This window comes from Streptomyces sp. NRRL B-1140, from assembly GCF_001280065.1.
Lineage (GTDB): Bacteria > Actinomycetota > Actinomycetes > Streptomycetales > Streptomycetaceae > Streptomyces.
The window spans coordinates 436,363-452,871 of the sequence record NZ_LGEA01000091.1 but is presented as its reverse complement, the minus strand read 5'-3'; the positions used below and the strand labels follow the sequence as shown (position 1 = coordinate 452,871).

Here is a 16,509-nt window from a genome sequence, read left to right as displayed (position 1 = left end):
GCTCCGGCATACCGCCGCCGGATCCCCGACCGGGCGGAGCGCGGTCAGAGGCGGCGGGCCGCGCGCAGCCTCTTGCGCGGCGCTCCGGGCGGTGGGGACGGCGGCCATGGTGAAGGTCCCTGGGTCGGTGTTGAGGCGGAATGGCGTTCCCGGGGTGCCCGCCCGCAACTCAGCGGACGCGATTCGCCAGTCGGGTGGCGCTGTTGAGCAGGTACTCCAGCGGTCCGCGTCGGAAGAAGCGGGACCAGATCGCAGCGAACGCGGTGGCCCCGAGGATGAAGCAGAGCAGCAGCGCGGCGGAGGCCGACTGCGGCGGGGTTGCCGCTTCGCCGGGCAGGGCGAGGATGACCAGGATGTGGCCGACGTAGAGGGTCAGGGACATGGTGCCGACGGCGATGATCGGAGTTGCCGCTCGGCGCAGCCAGGGCAGTCGGTCCAGCGCCACCGTCAGGCACAGGAGCGTGGTGATGGCGATCCCGATGCTGCCGACGAGGTCGAACGTGGAACCGGTGTGCGGCTCGGCTGCCAGTAGCCCCCACGCGTCGGGGCCCCACAGCCCACCCCCGACCGGCGCGTCGAAGGATCCCGCCGCCATGCCGGGGTCCTTCATGGCACCGGGGTCCTTCATGGCGGGCATCCCGGCCATGATCTTCTCAGCGCCGCCGGTCAAGCGGAGCGCCAGCCACGAGACGCCGTATCCGAACGCGATGAGCGCGGGACCGACCACGGCCAGCCGCCGCCGTACCGCGCCGGAGGTCAGATCCAGTCGGCCCAACGCCATGCCGGTGACCACGAATGTCATCCAGGTGATCGCCGGGTAGAGGCCGGTGAGGAGAAGGTCGAGCACGCCCACGCCGGAGAGTCGCGCGATCGGATCCCAGAAGTCGATGGTGTTCACGATCGACTCGGTGAGCAGTGCCCGGATGACGTACGCCAGCTGCGGCGTGACGACCGCGAGCGCGACCGCGGTGATCGCGAGCGTCCTGGCCCGCAGCCGCAACAGGGGCAGGGCCAGCAGGAAGTACGGCGCGTAGAAGTTGAGGATCCCGGCGCCGCCGAAGTTGGTCATCGCCAGCGCGCTGCCCACCACCAGCAGGATCACGGCCCGGATCACGATCCGGGCCCTCGCCTGCCGGCCTGCCAGTCCGGTTTTCGGCTCGAGGCGACCGGCGATCAGCATCAACGAGAACCCGGCGAGGGTGGCGAACAGCGCCGACGCCCGGCCGCTCGCCAGGCCCAGGAACCAGTCGCCGACGCCGCCGCCCGGCGTGGGTGCGGGGCCGACGTGCACGGTGAACATCCCGAACACGGCCAGTGCACGGGCGAGGTCCACCCCGACCAGCCGCGCCATCGGCGCGGGGCGCTGCGTCGCCGTGCCGGACTCGGGTGAGGGCAGGGGCCGGGGAGGCGCCTTGTCGGCGCTTTCGATCTCGGTCACCGGGACAACCCTGCCGAGGCGGGGGGCGGTCGACCATCCGCCGGGCTTCGGAAGATGTCCCGCCGGTCGGCCGACTGCCCCCTCCGATCGGCGGGGGTCGGCATTGCGCCGCGCAGGGGCCGGCGGCCTCACCCGGTTCGGGTGCCGGTTCGACGCGCGAGCCCAGCTGGGGGTGTCTACGCTTGAGTGGCAACCGCCGGGCAGGCAGGGGGGATCGCCGCGTCGAGCGGTTGACGGTTCAACTCCCTACACCACCAGAAGGCGGTCCCACCATGGCCACTGCATCTGAGACTCCTGTACTCGACACGATCACCGCCATGACGATCGATTCCCTCGAGCGCTGTCACATGGAGGACCGGACGCTCCTCCTCTCCCGCATCGCCGCACTCGTGGCCATGGACGCACCGGCGATTTCCTACATGGCGCACATCCCTCCCGCGATCAAGGCCGAGTTCACAGTCGAGCAACTGCAAGACCTGCTCGTCGCCATCGCCCCCGTCGTGGGGACAGCACGCGTGATGTCGGCAGCAGGTCACATCGCCGAGGCGTTTGGTGTGGCGCTCGCACTGGCCGAGAGCGAAGCCGAAGCCATCGCCCAGGCCGAAGCCGACAGCCGTACCGGCACCTGAGGGCGCACCCTCACCGCAGTGAGGATGACCGCGATGAAGTCGCGCGCCGCGCGGCACCGGGGCCGGCAAGGGCGGCGGACGCCCGCGTGGAGGTCCAGTGCATCAGACGCTCGAGCGGACCGCGGCCGAGGAAGCGGCGCCACAGACCGCAGAACACCACGGCAGCGAGGACGAAGCCGAGCAGCGGCACCCAGGGGTGCGCGGCCAGGGCCTGTGCGGACGGCAGGAACCGCAGCGTCACCACCTGGGCCGTGTACGTGGTCAGGGACAGCGCCCCGACAGCCGTGAGCGGCGCGAGCAGCGTGCGGTGGCGGTCGCCGGCGAGCAGGCAGAGCGCGAGTACCGCCAGGGCACAGCCGCCCGAGCCGACGATCTCGAACGGGGTTCCGCTGTGCGGGCCGTCGAGCAGCAGCCTCGCCGGAGTGTCGGTGGGGACGGTTCCGAGGTGCGACCTCTCCATCAGTTCCAGCGGGTCCCTGCCGAGTCCAGCGGCCACCGGACGCATGAAGTCCAGCGTCGGCTGTATGGCCTGGAGGCCTCCGAAGACGTGCAGCGCCAGCCAGGAGCCGCCGCTTCCGACGACGGCGAGAGCGGCACCCGCGGCGAGCAGCCGGAGGCGGATCGCCGCCGATCGGAGGTCGAGACGTCCGACGGCGACCCCGGCGAGCACGAGCGGCATCCAGGTCATGACCGGATAGGTGCCTTCCAGCAGGAGACGGAGGAGCCCCGATCGAGCCTCCGGCCACGAGGTGAGATCACTGAACTTCAGCGTGCCCCCGATGGTGCCGACGTCCCCTTCCACCTCGCGCCGGATGAAGAACGACATGACCGGCCCGGCCACCGCCCAGGCGGCGGCGAGTACCGCGAGGAAGCCGGGCGGCAGGCGGAGGAGCGGCAGCGCCAGCAGGAAACAGAGGGCGTAGAACGGCAGGATGACGACGACCTCGGTGCTGAACTGAGCCAGTGCCATACCGAGGACGAAAAGGATCGCGGCGCGCACGGCGATCAGGGCCCGGTCCCGTCGCCGTGCCACACCGTCGTGCGGCCGGCTGCCTCCGGTCAGCAGGGCCAGTGACACCCCGGCGAGCGTGGCGAACAGGATCGAGGCGTGCCCGTCGCTGACAGCCCCCATGAATTCGGCAGGGAAACCCGCTTTCCGCCCGTGTCCGGACAGGATCAGGGCCGGACCGATGTGCGAAACGAACATTCCCAGAACAGCAAGTGCCCGCGCCAGATCCACCCCGTCGAGACGACCGCTCTTCAGCGGAATCGACGGCGGAACCGCGGGCCGAATTCTTGGTTCCGCGTGAATTGATGAGGTCATGCGAGCACGCTATGTGTTGATCCGGCCACGCTCGCCGAGTGCCTCGCCATGGCGAGAGCGTCAACTCAATGTGATGCCATTGGCGCGTCAGCCGTCATGCGGTTCCTCGAACACGGCCAGAGAGCCGTCCGGCTCGAGCCGCAGCACGCGGGGCCGTGGAGTCTCCCGGGACGGCGACCGCTCGGCCGGGTCCGGCTCGGCATGAAGTTCTCCGTAGCGCTGATGGTAGAGATCAACCGCTTCGCGGAGCGAGCATCCTCGTACCTCACGGATCGTCTTCACGGCGAGGATGGTGCGCCCCTCCAGAATGTCGCGATCCACACTCTCCGGCAGTTCCGCCACACGTTCTCCCCTACGGTTCGGAATGACGAGTCGACCCTTCCTGCACCCGTCTGCCGTATGCGTGGCGATCCACCCCGTCTCCCGCGGAACTGCCGTGGGAGACGGGGTGACGGGTCTTCGGGGCGGGCAGGCGGCTCAGTGGACGCTGTCCAGCTTGGCCCGCTGTTCCGGGGTCAGGTCGAGGTCCACCGCGCCCAGGCTCTCCTCCAGCTGTGCCACGGACGAGGCGCCGACCAGCGGGAGAACGGGGATGTCGCCGCCCATGAGCCAGGACAGCACGACCTGGTTGACGGTCGCGCCGGTCTCGGCGGCCACCTCGCGGATCGCCGTCAGCCTGGGCCGGGTGCCCGCGTGGTCGAAACCGGGGCCGAGCGGCTTGTCGTCGCGGACGTACGCGCCGGCGATCAGAGGGGAGTACGCGACCTGGGTGAGCGACGGGTTGGCGCGGAGGTAGCTGAGGAGCTCACCGCTGACCAGGCCCTGGTTGCCGTCGGGGGAACGCATGCTCGGGATGTCGGTGCGCTGGCGCAGGTAGCTGTGGTGGTGCTGGAGCACCTCGTAGCCGGGAACACCGGATGCGGCGGCCAGGGCGCGGGCGCGCTCGATCCGCCACGACCAGTGGTTGCTCGCGCCGAGCAGGCCGGTCACTCCGTCCGCGACCACCTCCGCGAAGCCCTGGACGGTCTCCTCCAGCGGGGTCCGCTCGTCCATGATGTGCGCGTAGAGCAGGTGGATCCTCTCGATGCCGAGGTTCTCCCTGCTGCGCTCCGCCGACTCGCGTATCACCTTGGCGGACAGGCCTTCCACGTCCAGGCTGAAGGTCTCGGTGGGCTGGTTGGGGCGGGCACCGAGCTTGGTGGCGATGGTGATCTCGTCGCCGATCCCGCGGCTGCGCAGCCAGCGGCCGACGAGCTGCTCGCTCTCGCCGCCCTGTGTGCCGTTCACCCAGAACGCGTAGTTGTTCGAGGTGTCGACGAACGTGCCGCCCGCCTCGGCGAACCGGTCGAGGATCGCGAACGAGGTTGCCTCGTCGACGGTGGTGCCGAAGGTCATGGTGCCGAGGCTCAGGACGCTGACCTCACGACGGGTGCCGGGTGTGCTGCCGATGACGCGGTACTTCATGGTGGACCTTTCAGTGGTGGGAGGTGGCCGGCCCGGCGACGGAGGGCGCGGCACGGACCGCCGGATCCGCGAGCGGCTCCGGAACGGCGGTACCGGTGTGGGGTGGCGAGGAAGTGGCCGCCGGTGTGCACGCCCTGGCGGAGCGAGCCGGTGTGGCGGTTCCCCCCAGGGCTTCGTTCAGGAGTCGGTCCGTCCCGGGCCGTCGGGAGGGACCACGGCACGGACAACGGACCACAGCGTCTCCGGCAGACCGCACAGAGCGGGCTGTTCGAGTGCCGTCTCCCGTACGGCGGCCGAGATCACCCGGAACGGTTCCGGGCCCCGGACCGGGCGTACGACGACAGCGGTGACCACCGCAGGCGGGACCTGAAGCCGTCTCACATCGAACATGCAGCTCAGGTTAACCGGAGAGGTGAAACCATTCAGTCGTTCTGAATACATGACTGAGACACCGTCAACAAAGCCCTGCCATCGAGCGGTTCCTGAGCGCACGACCCCGGCGGTCGTGATCGCGGGCCGGGGCACGGCCAGTGTCGGCCCCCTGCTCGTCGGCACCGTACTGCGCAGGCGAACCCCGACGTAGGCTCCACGATAGATCCGAGCTTTTTTGGAGACCCAGCAAGAAGACGACGGGGCGATCTTGACCATACAGCCCATGAAACAGGCATATTGACGAGTTGATGTCCCACCCCTGGACGCCACAGTTGCGCAGCATCTATAAATTCATCCGATGTAACCGAACTGGCGACCCAGGACCCAGGAGCCGCACCATGTCCTCCGCACCCCTGAGCAGACGTTCCCTGATCAAGGCCGCGGCCCTCGCCGGAGGCGTCGTGGCCTTCGGGCTGCCGCAGGCGCTATGGCCTGCCACCGCCGAGGCCTACTCCGTCCCCTCCAAGATGGACTGGTGGTACCAGGCCCGGTTCGGGATGTTCATCCACTTCGGGTCGTACTCCTACCTCGGCCACGGCGAATGGGCGTTCAGCACCGAGAGCTGGAAGAAGGCCGACTACCAGACCCAGGTGTCCGCGCACTTCGATCCGACCGCGTTCGACGCGGCGGCCATCGCCCGACTGGCCGCGGACGCCGGCATGAAGTACCTGGTGATCACCGCCAAGCATCATGAGGGCTTCGCCATGTGGGACACCGACGTCCCCGGGTTCACCGACACCACCGGCACCAAGCGCTACAACATGCACGACTACGCCGGTGTCCAGGGCGATCTGCTGGCTGCGCTCAAGACCGAATGCGAGGCGCGGGGCGTCAAGTTCGGGCTCTACTACTCGATCCTGGACTGGAACCACCCTTCCCAGACCATCCGGGGCGGCGGTCTCACCGCCATGGCCTCGATGGCCGCCCGCACGGGTTACATCGCGGACATGAAGGCCCAACTGCAGGAGCTGCTGGACCGCTACGACCCGGCGCTCCTGTGGTTCGACGGCGACTGGTTCGGCGACCCCGCGAGCCCCACCCTCCAGGACTGGTGGCTCAAGTCGGACGGCGTCGACCTCTACAACTGGCTGATCGCCCGCAAGCCCGGGCTCGTCGTCAACGAACGGGTCAAACGGGACCTCGGTCTGGGCGACTACGCCGTCGCGGAGTTCGGTGTGCCCGCCGCGCCGCTGGACCGCCCGTGGGAGCGGTGCGACACCATGAACGGCGCCTGGGGATACAACGCGGGTCTGGAGAACTCCTACCGGCCCGTCAAGGACTTCGTCCAGGAGCTCGTCACCTGCGTCTCGCGGGACGGCAACTTCCTGCTGAACATCGGGCCGAAGGGCGATGGTTCGGTCACCGCCGGATCCGTGACCGTTCTGCGCGGCATGGGCTCGTGGATGGCGACGTACGGCGACAGCGTGCACGGAGCCACGGCGAGTCCCTTCGCCACCGACCCCTCCTGGGGCACGGCCACCAAGAAGGACGGCAAGCTGTTCGCCCACGTCTTCTCCTGGCCCACGGGCGGTGTGCTCCAGATCCCCGCGCTCACCAACACGATCAACCGTGTCTACCTGATGAACAACCCCTCCGCTTCCCTCGCTTACACCGTCGGCGGCGGCCGGATCAGCGTCACCGTCCCGGCCACCGCCCCGGACGGCAGTGACTCGGTGGTGTGCGTCGAGGTCAGCGGCGTCCCCCAGGCGGCCGGCGGAGCCCGGGTGACGGTGTTCCAGGACGTGGGGTACTCCTCGGCGAGCGCCGAACTGAAGCTGGGCGGCTACACCTCCTCCCAGCTGTCGGCGGCGGGGGTGGGGCGCGCGACCATCTCCTCGCTGAGGGTGCCCCGGGGGTACCGGGTGACGGGCTACTCCGGGGACGACTTCAGCGGCACGGTGTGGACGTTCACCTCCGACAATCCCGACCTTCGAGCGACCGGCAACAACGACGCCATCGTCTCGCTGAAGGTCACGTTCGATCCGGCCACGTACTTCCGGCTGATCAACGTCACGAACGGGCTGGCCCTGGACAGCGGCGGCAACGTCGCCAGTGGCTCGAACCTCAAGCAGTGGACGCCGGTCGACAGCACCAACCTCCAGTGGCAGGCCGTCGACCTCGGCAACGGCTACTACCGGCTGGTCAACCGCACCAACGGCATGGTCGCCGACGGCTGGGGCTCGACCGGCGACGGCTCTCCCGCCCGGCAGGCGGCCTGGAACAGCGGCGACAACCAGCAGTGGCAGATCACGGACCGCGGCAACGGCCAGTACTCCCTCGCCAACCGCACCACCGGGCTCGTCCTGGACGGCGGCGGACAGGTCCCCTCCGGATCCGTGACCAAGCAGTGGACCTGGGTGAACAGCACCAACCTGCTGTGGACCTTCCAGCCCGTCTCCTGACCGGCCCGCCCCGGCCCGGCGGCCGACGGCGCGACCCCGCCGGGGTCACCCCGCGACGGCGTCCCTCGGTGCACTGTCCGCTTCCGGGGTCCCCTGGGCGTCCGGTGACACGGCGGGGCCCGGAACGGAGACGAGCGTCCGGGTCGCCCTCCCGCGGGTGACCCGGACGTAGCCGTAGATCACCGAGGTCATCGCCAGGACGAGGAGAGGCCCGGCCACCTCGGGAAGGGTGGCCATCTCCATGGGCAGGTAGCGGTAGGACACCAGGAGGGCGGCGAAGACCGCTGTGCCGTAGGCGACCAGCCGGATGCCCGGCCGGTCCCAGCCGCGCTGCTGTGCGCGCAGGGCCGCCTCGATGGTCAGGGCGAACACCACGCCGGCGACCAGGTCCACGCCGTAGTGGTAGCCGAATCCCAGCGTCGCGGCGAGCGTGACGACCAGCCAGAACGTGCCCGCGAACCGCAGCAGCCGCGGCGCCCGGCGGGTGTGGACGAAGATCGCGACGGCCCATGCCGTGTGCAGGCTGGGCATGCAGTTGCGGGGCGTGATGCCGTCGTATGTCATCGGGGCCGGAGTGCTGACCGGCAGCGCCGTGTGCGGCCACAGGTCGGCCGCCGCCCACTCGACGCCGCCGGTGCCGGAGGCGCCCGGGCCGTAGGCGAAGACCGGTCCGACCACCGGGAAGAGCATGTAGATGCCCGGCCCGAGGAGGCCGATCACCAGGAAGGTGCGCACCACGTGGTGGCTCGGGAAGCGGCGCTCGGTCGTCACGTCGCGCAGCTGGTAGAGGGCGACGACGACGGCGGCCACCGCGAGCTGGCCGTAGACCAGTTGGAGAAGGTGGGTACTGAACGGCGCCGTGGCCTCGACGAGACGGCCCGCCGCCCAGGACGGGTTGCCCAGCGCGTGATCGGCCGTCGCCACGTACTGGTCGAGCACCGTAGGGCGGGTCTTCGCCGTGATGAACAGCCAGGTGTCGCCCGTCTTGCGGGCCGCCACCAGCAGCAGGCCCAGTCCGACGCCCTTCAGCAGCAGGACGCGTTCACCGCCGGTGCGGCGCGTGACGGCGACCACCGCGAAGCCCAGCATCACCCACAACGCACCCGTGCCCACGGAGTGGCCCTCGACCGTCTCGGCGCCGGCCGCCCGGCGCACCACCAGCAGGACGGCGTCGATGCCGAGCGCTGTGCCGGCCGCGATGAACCGTTGCCGCCAGGTGAGCACCACCATCATCAGCGCCAGACCGCCGTACAGCGGCCCCGGCTTGGGGGCGAAGACCAGCGCCTTCACCTGGGTGCTGACCGGGCCCGGTTCGCCGTAGCGGCGGGCGGCGATCTCCAGCGCGACGAGGAACGCGAGGGCCACCACGGCCGCCGCACCCCACAGCACCGCGCGCCGATGGCGCCACGCACCCCACGACGTCATGCCGCTTATCCGCGAAAACACCCGCGATGCCCTGGCTATCAATCTTTTGGCCGATTCATCCGAATGGCTGGGTTGATGGAGAGCGATGGAGGGACCACCGCGAGTTCGAACATGCTAACGGAGTCGGAGTCCGGCGGATCGGCCGCTCTGCCGCAGACCGGACACATCAGCCGGCGTGGCTCCGCCCCGCTCCTCACGAGCCCGGCCGCTCCGCCGGCCGTTGGGCCCCACGCGCTGCCGTCCGGTGAGGCCGGCCCGGCGCCGTCCCCCTCACGCGCTCACCCGCACCGCGGCCCGGACCAGTCCCGCGACCCCCCGGGACCGGCTGTGGGGCGGCCAGGCGATCAGGGTCGTGACCGTGGGCGCGTCCCGTACCGGCACCGCGGCCAGGCCCTCACGCAGGTGCGTCCGGCAGGACTCCGGTGCGATCCAGCAGGCGCGGCCGAGCGCGATCAGCTGGAGCAGCTGTGTGTGGTCGCGGGCCTGCGGGCCGGGGCCGTCCGGGTAGGTCCCGTCGGGGCCGGGCCAGCGCGGCATCGGCAGGTCGGGAAGGCCGGTGACGTCGGCCGTGCGCAGATGGGGCCGGTCGGTGAGGGGGTGTCCGGCCGGGAGCAGCACGACCTGGCCCTCCGTGCAGAGTTCCTCGGTGTCGAGGCCGGACGTCGTGTCGAACGGCAGGTGCAGCAGCGCCACGTCGGCCCGGCCGTCCCGCAGCATCGGCCCCTGCTCGCCCACTCCGCACAGGAGCAGATCGACGGTGACCGCGTCGGGCTCGGCGGCGTAGGCGTCGAGGAGTTTCGCCAGCAGATCGCCAGACGCGCCGGCCTTCGTGGCGAGGACCACGCCTGCCCGGCCGGTGGGGGCGAGCGCGGCCCGGCGGGTGCGGCGTTCGGCGGCCTCGACGGCCTCGAGCGCCGCGCGGGCCTCCCGCAGGAGCACCGCCCCGGCCTCCGTCAGGGTCACCGCGCGGCTGCTGCGTTCCAGCAGTACTGCCTGCAGGCGCCGTTCGAGCTGCCCGATGGCCCGCGACAGCGGAGGCTGCGCGATCCCGAGCCGCCGCGCGGCCCTCCCGAAGTGCAGCTCCTCGGCCACGGCCACGAAGTACCGCAACTCCCTTGTCTCCACGGCGTGATGGTACTGCCCCGAGCTGGGTCGATACCGGTGCGGTATCGCCGCCCACCCGATCGGTGTTGGCCGTCGGCGACCGGGCCCGGACAGGATCGACGGCATGAGCGAACAGACGATCGCGCTGGTGACCGGCGCGAACAAGGGAATCGGATACGAGATCGCGGCCGGTCTGGGCGCCCTCGGCTGGAGGGTCGGGGTGGGCGCCCGGGACGAGGAGCGGCGCGAGACCGCCGTGGCGAAGCTGCTGGCGGCCGGCGCCGACGCGTTCGGCGTGCCGCTCGACGTGACCGACGACGCGAGCGTGACCGATGCCGTCCGGCTGGTCGAGGGCAGCTCGGGACGTCTCGACGTGCTGGTCAACAACGCCGGGATCACCGGCGCGGCGCCGCAACTGCCCACCTCGGTCGATCCGGCGACGGTGCGGACGGTCGTGGAGACCAACGTGATCGGCGTCATCCGCGTCACCAACGCGATGCTGCCGTTGCTGCGCCGCTCGCCCTCGCCGCGGATCGTGAACATGTCCAGCGGGGTGGGCTCACTGACCCGGCAGACCACGCCCGGCAGCGAAACGGGCCCGATCGCCGTCGCCTACTCACCGTCCAAGACCTTCCTCAACGCCGTCACCGTGCAGTACGCCAAGGAGCTCCAGGACACGAACATCCTCGTCAACGCCGCCTGCCCCGGCTACTGCGCGACCGACCTCAACGGGTTCCGCGGCGTCCGCACCCCGGAGCAGGGCGCGGCGATCGCGATCCGGCTCGCGACCCTGCCCGACGACGGCCCGACCGGTGGCTTCTTCGACGACGAGGGCGAGGTGCCGTGGTGACCCCGGGGGGAGCGGCGGGTTCCATCAGCTGAAGGCACCTTCAGGTGGACCGGGTCGGAGTCGTCGTCACCGACGGTGACGATGATCTGCTCCCCCACGGCCTGCTCAGCGGGACCTGGGGATGTGACCTTTGTCGCCGGGCGGCGTCCCGGCGCGTTCACCGGCACGGTGCCCACCGACGGGCCTGACAGCGACGCATCTCCCATCGGAGGAGGTCACAGGACGGGTGCGCAAAGGTGCGGCAGGAAGGCCCGTCCCCCTGGAGGGCAATATCTGCGCCCTCAAAATGAGAAATAGGAGCGGGGCCCACCGAATATTCCTCGATCGCCCGCCGGACCGGAATTATCGAACGGGCACGGGACGGAACCGCCGTGCTACTGTCGATCTCAGTTGCAGGTGTGGTTGCCAGAAGGTTCATTTCCTACGGGGTAATCAGCACGGCGACACGGAATTACCAGAAGGTTAATTCCTGAAACCGCCTCCGAAGGAGAAACAAATGGCTACCGGCACCGTGAAGTGGTTCAACTCTGAAAAGGGCTTCGGCTTCATCGAGCAGGACGGCGGCGGCCCCGACGTCTTCGCCCACTACTCGAACATCGCCACCCAGGGCTTCCGCGAGCTGCTGGAAGGCCAGAAGGTGTCGTTCGACATCGCGCAGGGCCAGAAGGGCCCGACGGCCGAGAACATCGTGCCCGCCTGACACCGGCGCTCGCGCACATCTCGCAGCTGGGGCCCGCACCTGAAGGGGTGCGGGCCCCAGCTCGCTGCTTTTCGCCGCCGGTCCGACCGACCCGGCCGCATCCACTCCGGCTCGTCTCGAGATTCTCTGCGCCGCTCCTCTGCTGCGGATTTCCTTGCTACGCGCCCCGTCAAGGAAGGTCTCGCATGAAGCGTGCCCACACATCCCGTACCCGTGACCGTCACGCGCGGGGTGACGGTGCCGACCGCCGCTCCCGGAGCCACGGAAGCCGCCGCGCTCCCCAGGGCGAGTTCGCCCCGCCGAAGACGGTCACACCCCCGCTGCCCGCCGTCGAGGCGTTCGCCGATCTCGCCCTGCCCGCAAGACTGTTGGCCACGCTCGGCCGGGAGGGCGTGACCGCGCCGTTCCCGATCCAGGCGGCGACCCTGCCGAACTCGCTGGCCGGCCGTGACGTCCTCGGCCGTGGCCGGACCGGCTCGGGCAAGACCCTGGCCTTCGGCCTCGCCGCACTGGCCCGGACGGCGGGGCGGCGTGCCGAGCCGCGCCAGCCGCTCGCCCTGGTCCTCGTGCCCACCCGCGAGCTGGCCCAGCAGGTCACCGACGCGCTCACCCCGTACGCCCGCTCCGTGAGCCTGCGGCTCGCCACCGTCGTCGGCGGCATGTCCATCGGCAGGCAGGCCAGTGCGCTGCGCGGCGGAGCCGAGGTCGTCGTCGCCACGCCCGGACGCCTCAAGGACCTCATCGACCGGGGCGACTGCCGTCTGGACCACGTCGACATCACGGTCCTCGACGAGGCCGACCAGATGGCCGACATGGGCTTCATGCCGCAGGTCACCGCCCTGCTCGACCAGGTACGCCCGGGCGGACAGCGGATGCTGTTCTCGGCCACCCTGGACCGCAACGTCGACCGGCTGGTCCGCACGTACCTGCACGACCCGGTGGTGCACTCCGTCGACCCCTCCGCCGGCGCCGTCACCACCATGGAGCACCACGTGCTCCACGTGCACGACGCGGACAAGCACCGGACGACCACCGAGATCGCGGCGCGGGACGGCCGAGTGATCATGTTTCTCGACACCAAGCACGCCGTGGACCGGCTGACCCGGCACCTGCTGAGCAGCGGGGTCCGTGCGGCGGCCCTGCACGGCGGCAAGTCCCAGCCCCAGCGGACACGGACCCTCGGCCAGTTCAAGAGCGGGGACGTGACGGTACTGGTGGCCACGAACGTCGCGGCGCGCGGGATCCACGTCGACAACCTCGACCTGGTCGTCAACGTGGACCCGCCCAGTGACCACAAGGACTACCTTCACCGCGGCGGCCGTACGGCCCGTGCCGGCGAGTCCGGCACCGTCGTCACCCTGGTCACGCCGGGCCAGCGTCGCGGTATGAGCCGGCTGATGACATCGGCGGGCATCACCCCCCAGGTCGCCCAGGTGCGTTCCGGCGAGGCGGAGCTGAGCCGCATCACGGGCGCCCAGGCCCCTTCCGGCGTACCGGTCGTCATCCCCGCGCCGCGCGCGGAACGCCCGCGCGGCGCGTCCGCTTCGTCCCGGGGCCGCCGGGGTCGCCGCCCCGCCGGCGAGGCGGCGCGACCCAGGGCACAGCGGCGGACAGGCTCCGGATCGGCCGCGTAGACCGGCACACAGACCAGTGAGGGCCCTGCCGACGCGCGTCGGCAGGGCCCTCACTGCCGTGTCGCCACGCGACCGGACGCCACAAGATGCCTGCTCCCGGCAGATTCCAAAATCTGTCTTTGTCAGAGTAGACATTGGCGCTCACCGGAGCTAGCCTTCTTCTCGTAGACATGGTCAGACAAAATCCGAGGAAGGACGGAGGAGCAGACGCCATCAGGATCGCCCGGCCGAGGAGCTCTCGGTCCGGGTACCGCAAGACCCCGGATTGGATGGTGGTCCCCGGTCACGCAGCCGCGATCCCCGCACCCCTCCCGCAGCCGGGCCGGGTAGCGGAAACAGAAGGTCGGCACCGCATGAGGGCCGACAGATGGTGTTGAATTTCCTTCGGGGCCCTGGTGCCGTACGGCGCCAGGGCCCCTCGACGCGTTGTACTACGAGGTGACATGCCAGCAGATACCCCGCTCAGTGATCGTCTGGACGACGACGACTACCCGGCCTACACCATGGGCCGGGCCGCCGAGATGCTCGGCACCACCCCCGGCTTCCTGCGGGCCATCGGCGAAGCACGTCTGATCACGCCGCTGCGCTCGGAGGGCGGGCACCGCCGGTACTCCCGCTACCAGCTGCGGATCGCCGCGCGCGCACGCGAGCTCGTCGACAGGGGAACCCCGATCGAGGCCGCCTGCCGCATCGTCATCCTCGAGGACCAGCTCGAGGAGGCTCAGCGCATCAACGCCGAGTACCGCCGTGCAGCGAAGGAAGCCTCCAGCGGTTCCGATTCCGGTTCGAGCTGACCACGTGACAGCAGGCGGGCCCGTCGCCCGCCCGGCATCGTGCAGCCCCAGGTCGGCGACCTGGGGTTTGTTGTTGCCTCCGCACCACGTCCCGGCCCCGCCCCTGGGCCAACCGGACACGCCCCTCATCAGGTCAACCGTCCCGGACCCTTGACTCGTCAAGCGGGAGTGGCGATTCTCGTCGCACGCTTTGCGAGGTCATGACAAGAGGGTCTCGCTGATCCGCCGACCGAGGGACGTGGGCTGTGACCGGTTCCGGACGCCCGTACCACAGGCGCGAGAACGTCACCGTGGTGTCGCTCCTGCTGCTCGTGCTGTCGATCGCGCTCGGGCCCACCCCGAGTGCGGCCGCCGGAAACGACTGGTGGGAGCCGACCGCACGGCCCGCCCCGGACTCCCGCATCGGCGTCACGGGCGAGCCCTTCACCGGCACGAACGCCAGGGGCGAGGTGCGCGGGTTCGTCGACGCCCACGACCACATCTTCGCCAACGAGGCCTTCGGCGGCCGCCTGATCTGTGGAAAGGCCTTCTCGGAGCAGGGCGTGGCCGACGCGCTCAAGGACTGCCCCGAGCACTACCCCGACGGCTCGCTCGCGATCTTCGACTTCATCACCAACGGCGGCGACGGCAAGCACGACCCGAACGGCTGGCCCACCTTCAAGGACTGGCCGCGGCACGACTCGCTGACCCACCAGCAGAACTACTACGCCTGGGTCGAGCGGGCCTGGCGCGGCGGGCAGCGGGTGCTGGTCAACGACCTCGTCACCAACGGCGTGATCTGCTCGGTGTACTTCTTCAAGGACCGCCCCTGCGACGAGATGACGTCCATCCGGCTGCAGGCGAAGCTGACGTACGACATGCAGGCCTTCGTCGACAAGATGTACGGCGGGCCCGGCAAGGGCTGGTTCCGGGTCGTCACCGACAGCGCGCAGGCCCGCAAGGTCATCGAGCAGGGCAAACTCGCGGTCGTCATGGGCGTGGAGACCTCCGAGCCGTTCGGCTGCAAGCAGGTCCTGGACATCGCGCAGTGCAGCAGGGCCGACATCGACAAGGGGCTCGACGAACTCCACGCGCTCGGCGTGCGCAGCATGTTCCTGTGCCACAAGTTCGACAACGCCCTGTGCGGGGTGCGGTTCGACTCGGGCGCGCTCGGGACGGCCATCAACGTCGGGCAGTTCCTGTCGACCGGCACGTACTGGAAGACGGAGACGTGCAAGGGCCCGCAGCACGACAACCCGATCGGCAACGCGGCGGCGCCCGAGGCCGAGAAGAAGCTCCCGGCGGGCGAGGAGGTCCCCTCGTACAGCGCCGACGCGCAGTGCAACGTGCGTGGGCTCACCGACCTCGGCGAGTACGCCGTGCGCGCCATGATGAAGCGCGGCATGATGCTGGAGATCGACCACATGAGCGTCAAGGCCACCGGCCGGGTGCTCGACATCTTCGAGTCCGAGTCCTACCCCGGCGTGCTCTCCTCGCACAGCTGGATGGACATGGACTGGACCGAGCGGGTCTACGGCCTGGGCGGCTTCATCGCCCAGTACATGCACGGCTCCGAGGGCTTCGTCGCGGAGGCGAAGCGCACCGAGGCCCTGCGCGACAAGTACGGCGTGGGCTACGGCTACGGCACCGACATGAACGGCGTCGGCGGCTGGCCGGGACCGCGCGGGGCGGACGCGCCGAACAAGGTCACCTACCCGTTCCGAAGCGTCGACGGCGGTTCGGTCATCGACCGGCAGACCACCGGTGAGCGCACCTGGGACCTGAACACCGACGGCGCCGCCCACTACGGACTCGTCCCGGACTGGATCGAGGACATCCGCCGGGTCGGCGGCCAGGACACCGTCGACGACCTGTTCCGGGGCGCCGAGTCCTACCTCGGCACCTGGGCCGCCTCCGAGAAGCACGAATCCGCGGTCAACCTCGCGGCCGGCGCCGACACTTCGGCCAGTTCCTCGGAGTGGAGCCTGTTCACCAGCTACAAGCCCCACCGGGCCGTCGACGGCGACCGCGGCACCCGGTGGGCCAGCGACTGGAGCGACGACCAGTGGTTCCAGGTCGACCTCGGCTCCGCGCGGACCGTCGGGCGGGTCACCCTCGACTGGGAGCGCGCGTACGGGAAGTCGTACCGGATCGAGCTGTCGACCGACGGCACGACCTGGCGGACCGCCTGGTCCACCACCGCCGGTGACGGCGGTCTGGACACCGCGCGGTTCGCCGGCACCCCCGCCCGCTACGTCCGCGTCCACGGTCTGGAGCGCGGAACCGGCTGGGGCTACTCGCTCCGTGAGGTCGGCGTCCACAGCGGCTGACCGC

14 protein-coding genes are annotated in these 16,509 nt (G+C 70.3%); 7 read left to right on the top strand and 7 right to left on the bottom strand.

The window, feature by feature from the left end; genetic code table 11:
• Window positions 1–169 precede the first annotated feature (169 nt).
• Window positions 170–1,438: a DUF418 domain-containing protein gene (locus ADK65_RS13965; protein WP_053670400.1), complete on the bottom strand. Its 1,269-nt coding sequence runs from the start codon at window positions 1,436–1,438 to the stop codon at window positions 170–172.
• Between the two features lie 272 nt (window positions 1,439–1,710).
• Between ADK65_RS13965 and ADK65_RS13960 the strand changes: the two genes are divergently transcribed.
• Window positions 1,711–2,067, top strand: a complete 357-nt coding sequence (locus tag ADK65_RS13960; RefSeq protein ID WP_053670399.1) for a hypothetical protein — start codon at window positions 1,711–1,713, stop codon at window positions 2,065–2,067.
• A gap of 10 nt (window positions 2,068–2,077) precedes the next feature.
• Here the strand turns inward: ADK65_RS13960 and ADK65_RS13955 are convergent, their stop codons facing one another.
• The 4 genes from ADK65_RS13955 to ADK65_RS38545 form a co-directional block, all read right to left on the bottom strand.
• Window positions 2,078–3,391, bottom strand: a complete 1,314-nt coding sequence (locus tag ADK65_RS13955) for a heparan-alpha-glucosaminide N-acetyltransferase domain-containing protein (protein WP_078955949.1) — start codon at window positions 3,389–3,391, stop codon at window positions 2,078–2,080.
• An 87-nt stretch (window positions 3,392–3,478) separates the two neighbouring features.
• A complete protein-coding gene (locus ADK65_RS13950; protein ID WP_053670397.1) occupies window positions 3,479–3,733 on the bottom strand; it encodes a hypothetical protein in 255 nt (84 codons plus the stop codon).
• Window positions 3,734–3,868: 135 nt separating this feature from the next.
• Window positions 3,869–4,855 carry an aldo/keto reductase gene (locus tag ADK65_RS13945; RefSeq protein WP_053670396.1) on the bottom strand — a complete coding sequence of 329 codons (987 nt, stop codon included), beginning with the start codon at window positions 4,853–4,855 and terminating at the stop codon, window positions 3,869–3,871.
• A 177-nt stretch (window positions 4,856–5,032) separates the two neighbouring features.
• Window positions 5,033–5,245 (bottom strand): hypothetical protein, encoded by a 213-nt coding sequence (locus ADK65_RS38545; protein ID WP_159038779.1) that lies wholly within the window; start codon window positions 5,243–5,245, stop codon window positions 5,033–5,035.
• A gap of 380 nt (window positions 5,246–5,625) precedes the next feature.
• Here ADK65_RS38545 and ADK65_RS13940 point away from each other — a divergent pair, with 380 nt between their 5' ends.
• Window positions 5,626–7,689 (top strand): alpha-L-fucosidase, encoded by a 2,064-nt coding sequence (locus ADK65_RS13940; RefSeq protein ID WP_053670395.1) that lies wholly within the window; start codon window positions 5,626–5,628, stop codon window positions 7,687–7,689.
• 45 nt (window positions 7,690–7,734) lie between these two features.
• On the opposite strand, the gene ADK65_RS13935 is transcribed toward ADK65_RS13940, so the two are convergent.
• Both ADK65_RS13935 and ADK65_RS13930 read right to left on the bottom strand, forming a co-directional pair.
• Window positions 7,735–9,114, bottom strand: coding sequence for a phosphatase PAP2 family protein (locus tag ADK65_RS13935; RefSeq protein ID WP_199825623.1), 1,380 nt, complete (start codon window positions 9,112–9,114; stop codon window positions 7,735–7,737).
• A gap of 270 nt (window positions 9,115–9,384) precedes the next feature.
• Complete coding sequence (locus ADK65_RS13930) at window positions 9,385–10,239, bottom strand: LysR family transcriptional regulator (protein ID WP_053670394.1); 855 nt, start codon at window positions 10,237–10,239, stop codon at window positions 9,385–9,387.
• Between the two features lie 103 nt (window positions 10,240–10,342).
• Between ADK65_RS13930 and ADK65_RS13925 the strand changes: the two genes are divergently transcribed.
• The 5 genes from ADK65_RS13925 to ADK65_RS13905 all read left to right on the top strand — a co-directional run bounded on the left by ADK65_RS13925 (window position 10,343) and on the right by ADK65_RS13905 (window position 16,505).
• Window positions 10,343–11,068, top strand: a complete 726-nt coding sequence (locus ADK65_RS13925) for an SDR family oxidoreductase (protein ID WP_053670393.1) — start codon at window positions 10,343–10,345, stop codon at window positions 11,066–11,068.
• 496 nt (window positions 11,069–11,564) lie between these two features.
• Window positions 11,565–11,768 (top strand): cold-shock protein, encoded by a 204-nt coding sequence (locus ADK65_RS13920; RefSeq protein WP_053670392.1) that lies wholly within the window; start codon window positions 11,565–11,567, stop codon window positions 11,766–11,768.
• A gap of 185 nt (window positions 11,769–11,953) precedes the next feature.
• Window positions 11,954–13,402 (top strand): DEAD/DEAH box helicase, encoded by a 1,449-nt coding sequence (locus ADK65_RS13915; RefSeq protein ID WP_078955947.1) that lies wholly within the window; start codon window positions 11,954–11,956, stop codon window positions 13,400–13,402.
• A gap of 443 nt (window positions 13,403–13,845) precedes the next feature.
• Window positions 13,846–14,196: a MerR family transcriptional regulator gene (locus tag ADK65_RS13910; protein ID WP_053670391.1), complete on the top strand. Its 351-nt coding sequence runs from the start codon at window positions 13,846–13,848 to the stop codon at window positions 14,194–14,196.
• Window positions 14,197–14,441: 245 nt separating this feature from the next.
• Window positions 14,442–16,505, top strand: coding sequence for a discoidin domain-containing protein (locus ADK65_RS13905; RefSeq protein ID WP_053670390.1), 2,064 nt, complete (start codon window positions 14,442–14,444; stop codon window positions 16,503–16,505).
• Window positions 16,506–16,509 lie beyond the last annotated feature (4 nt).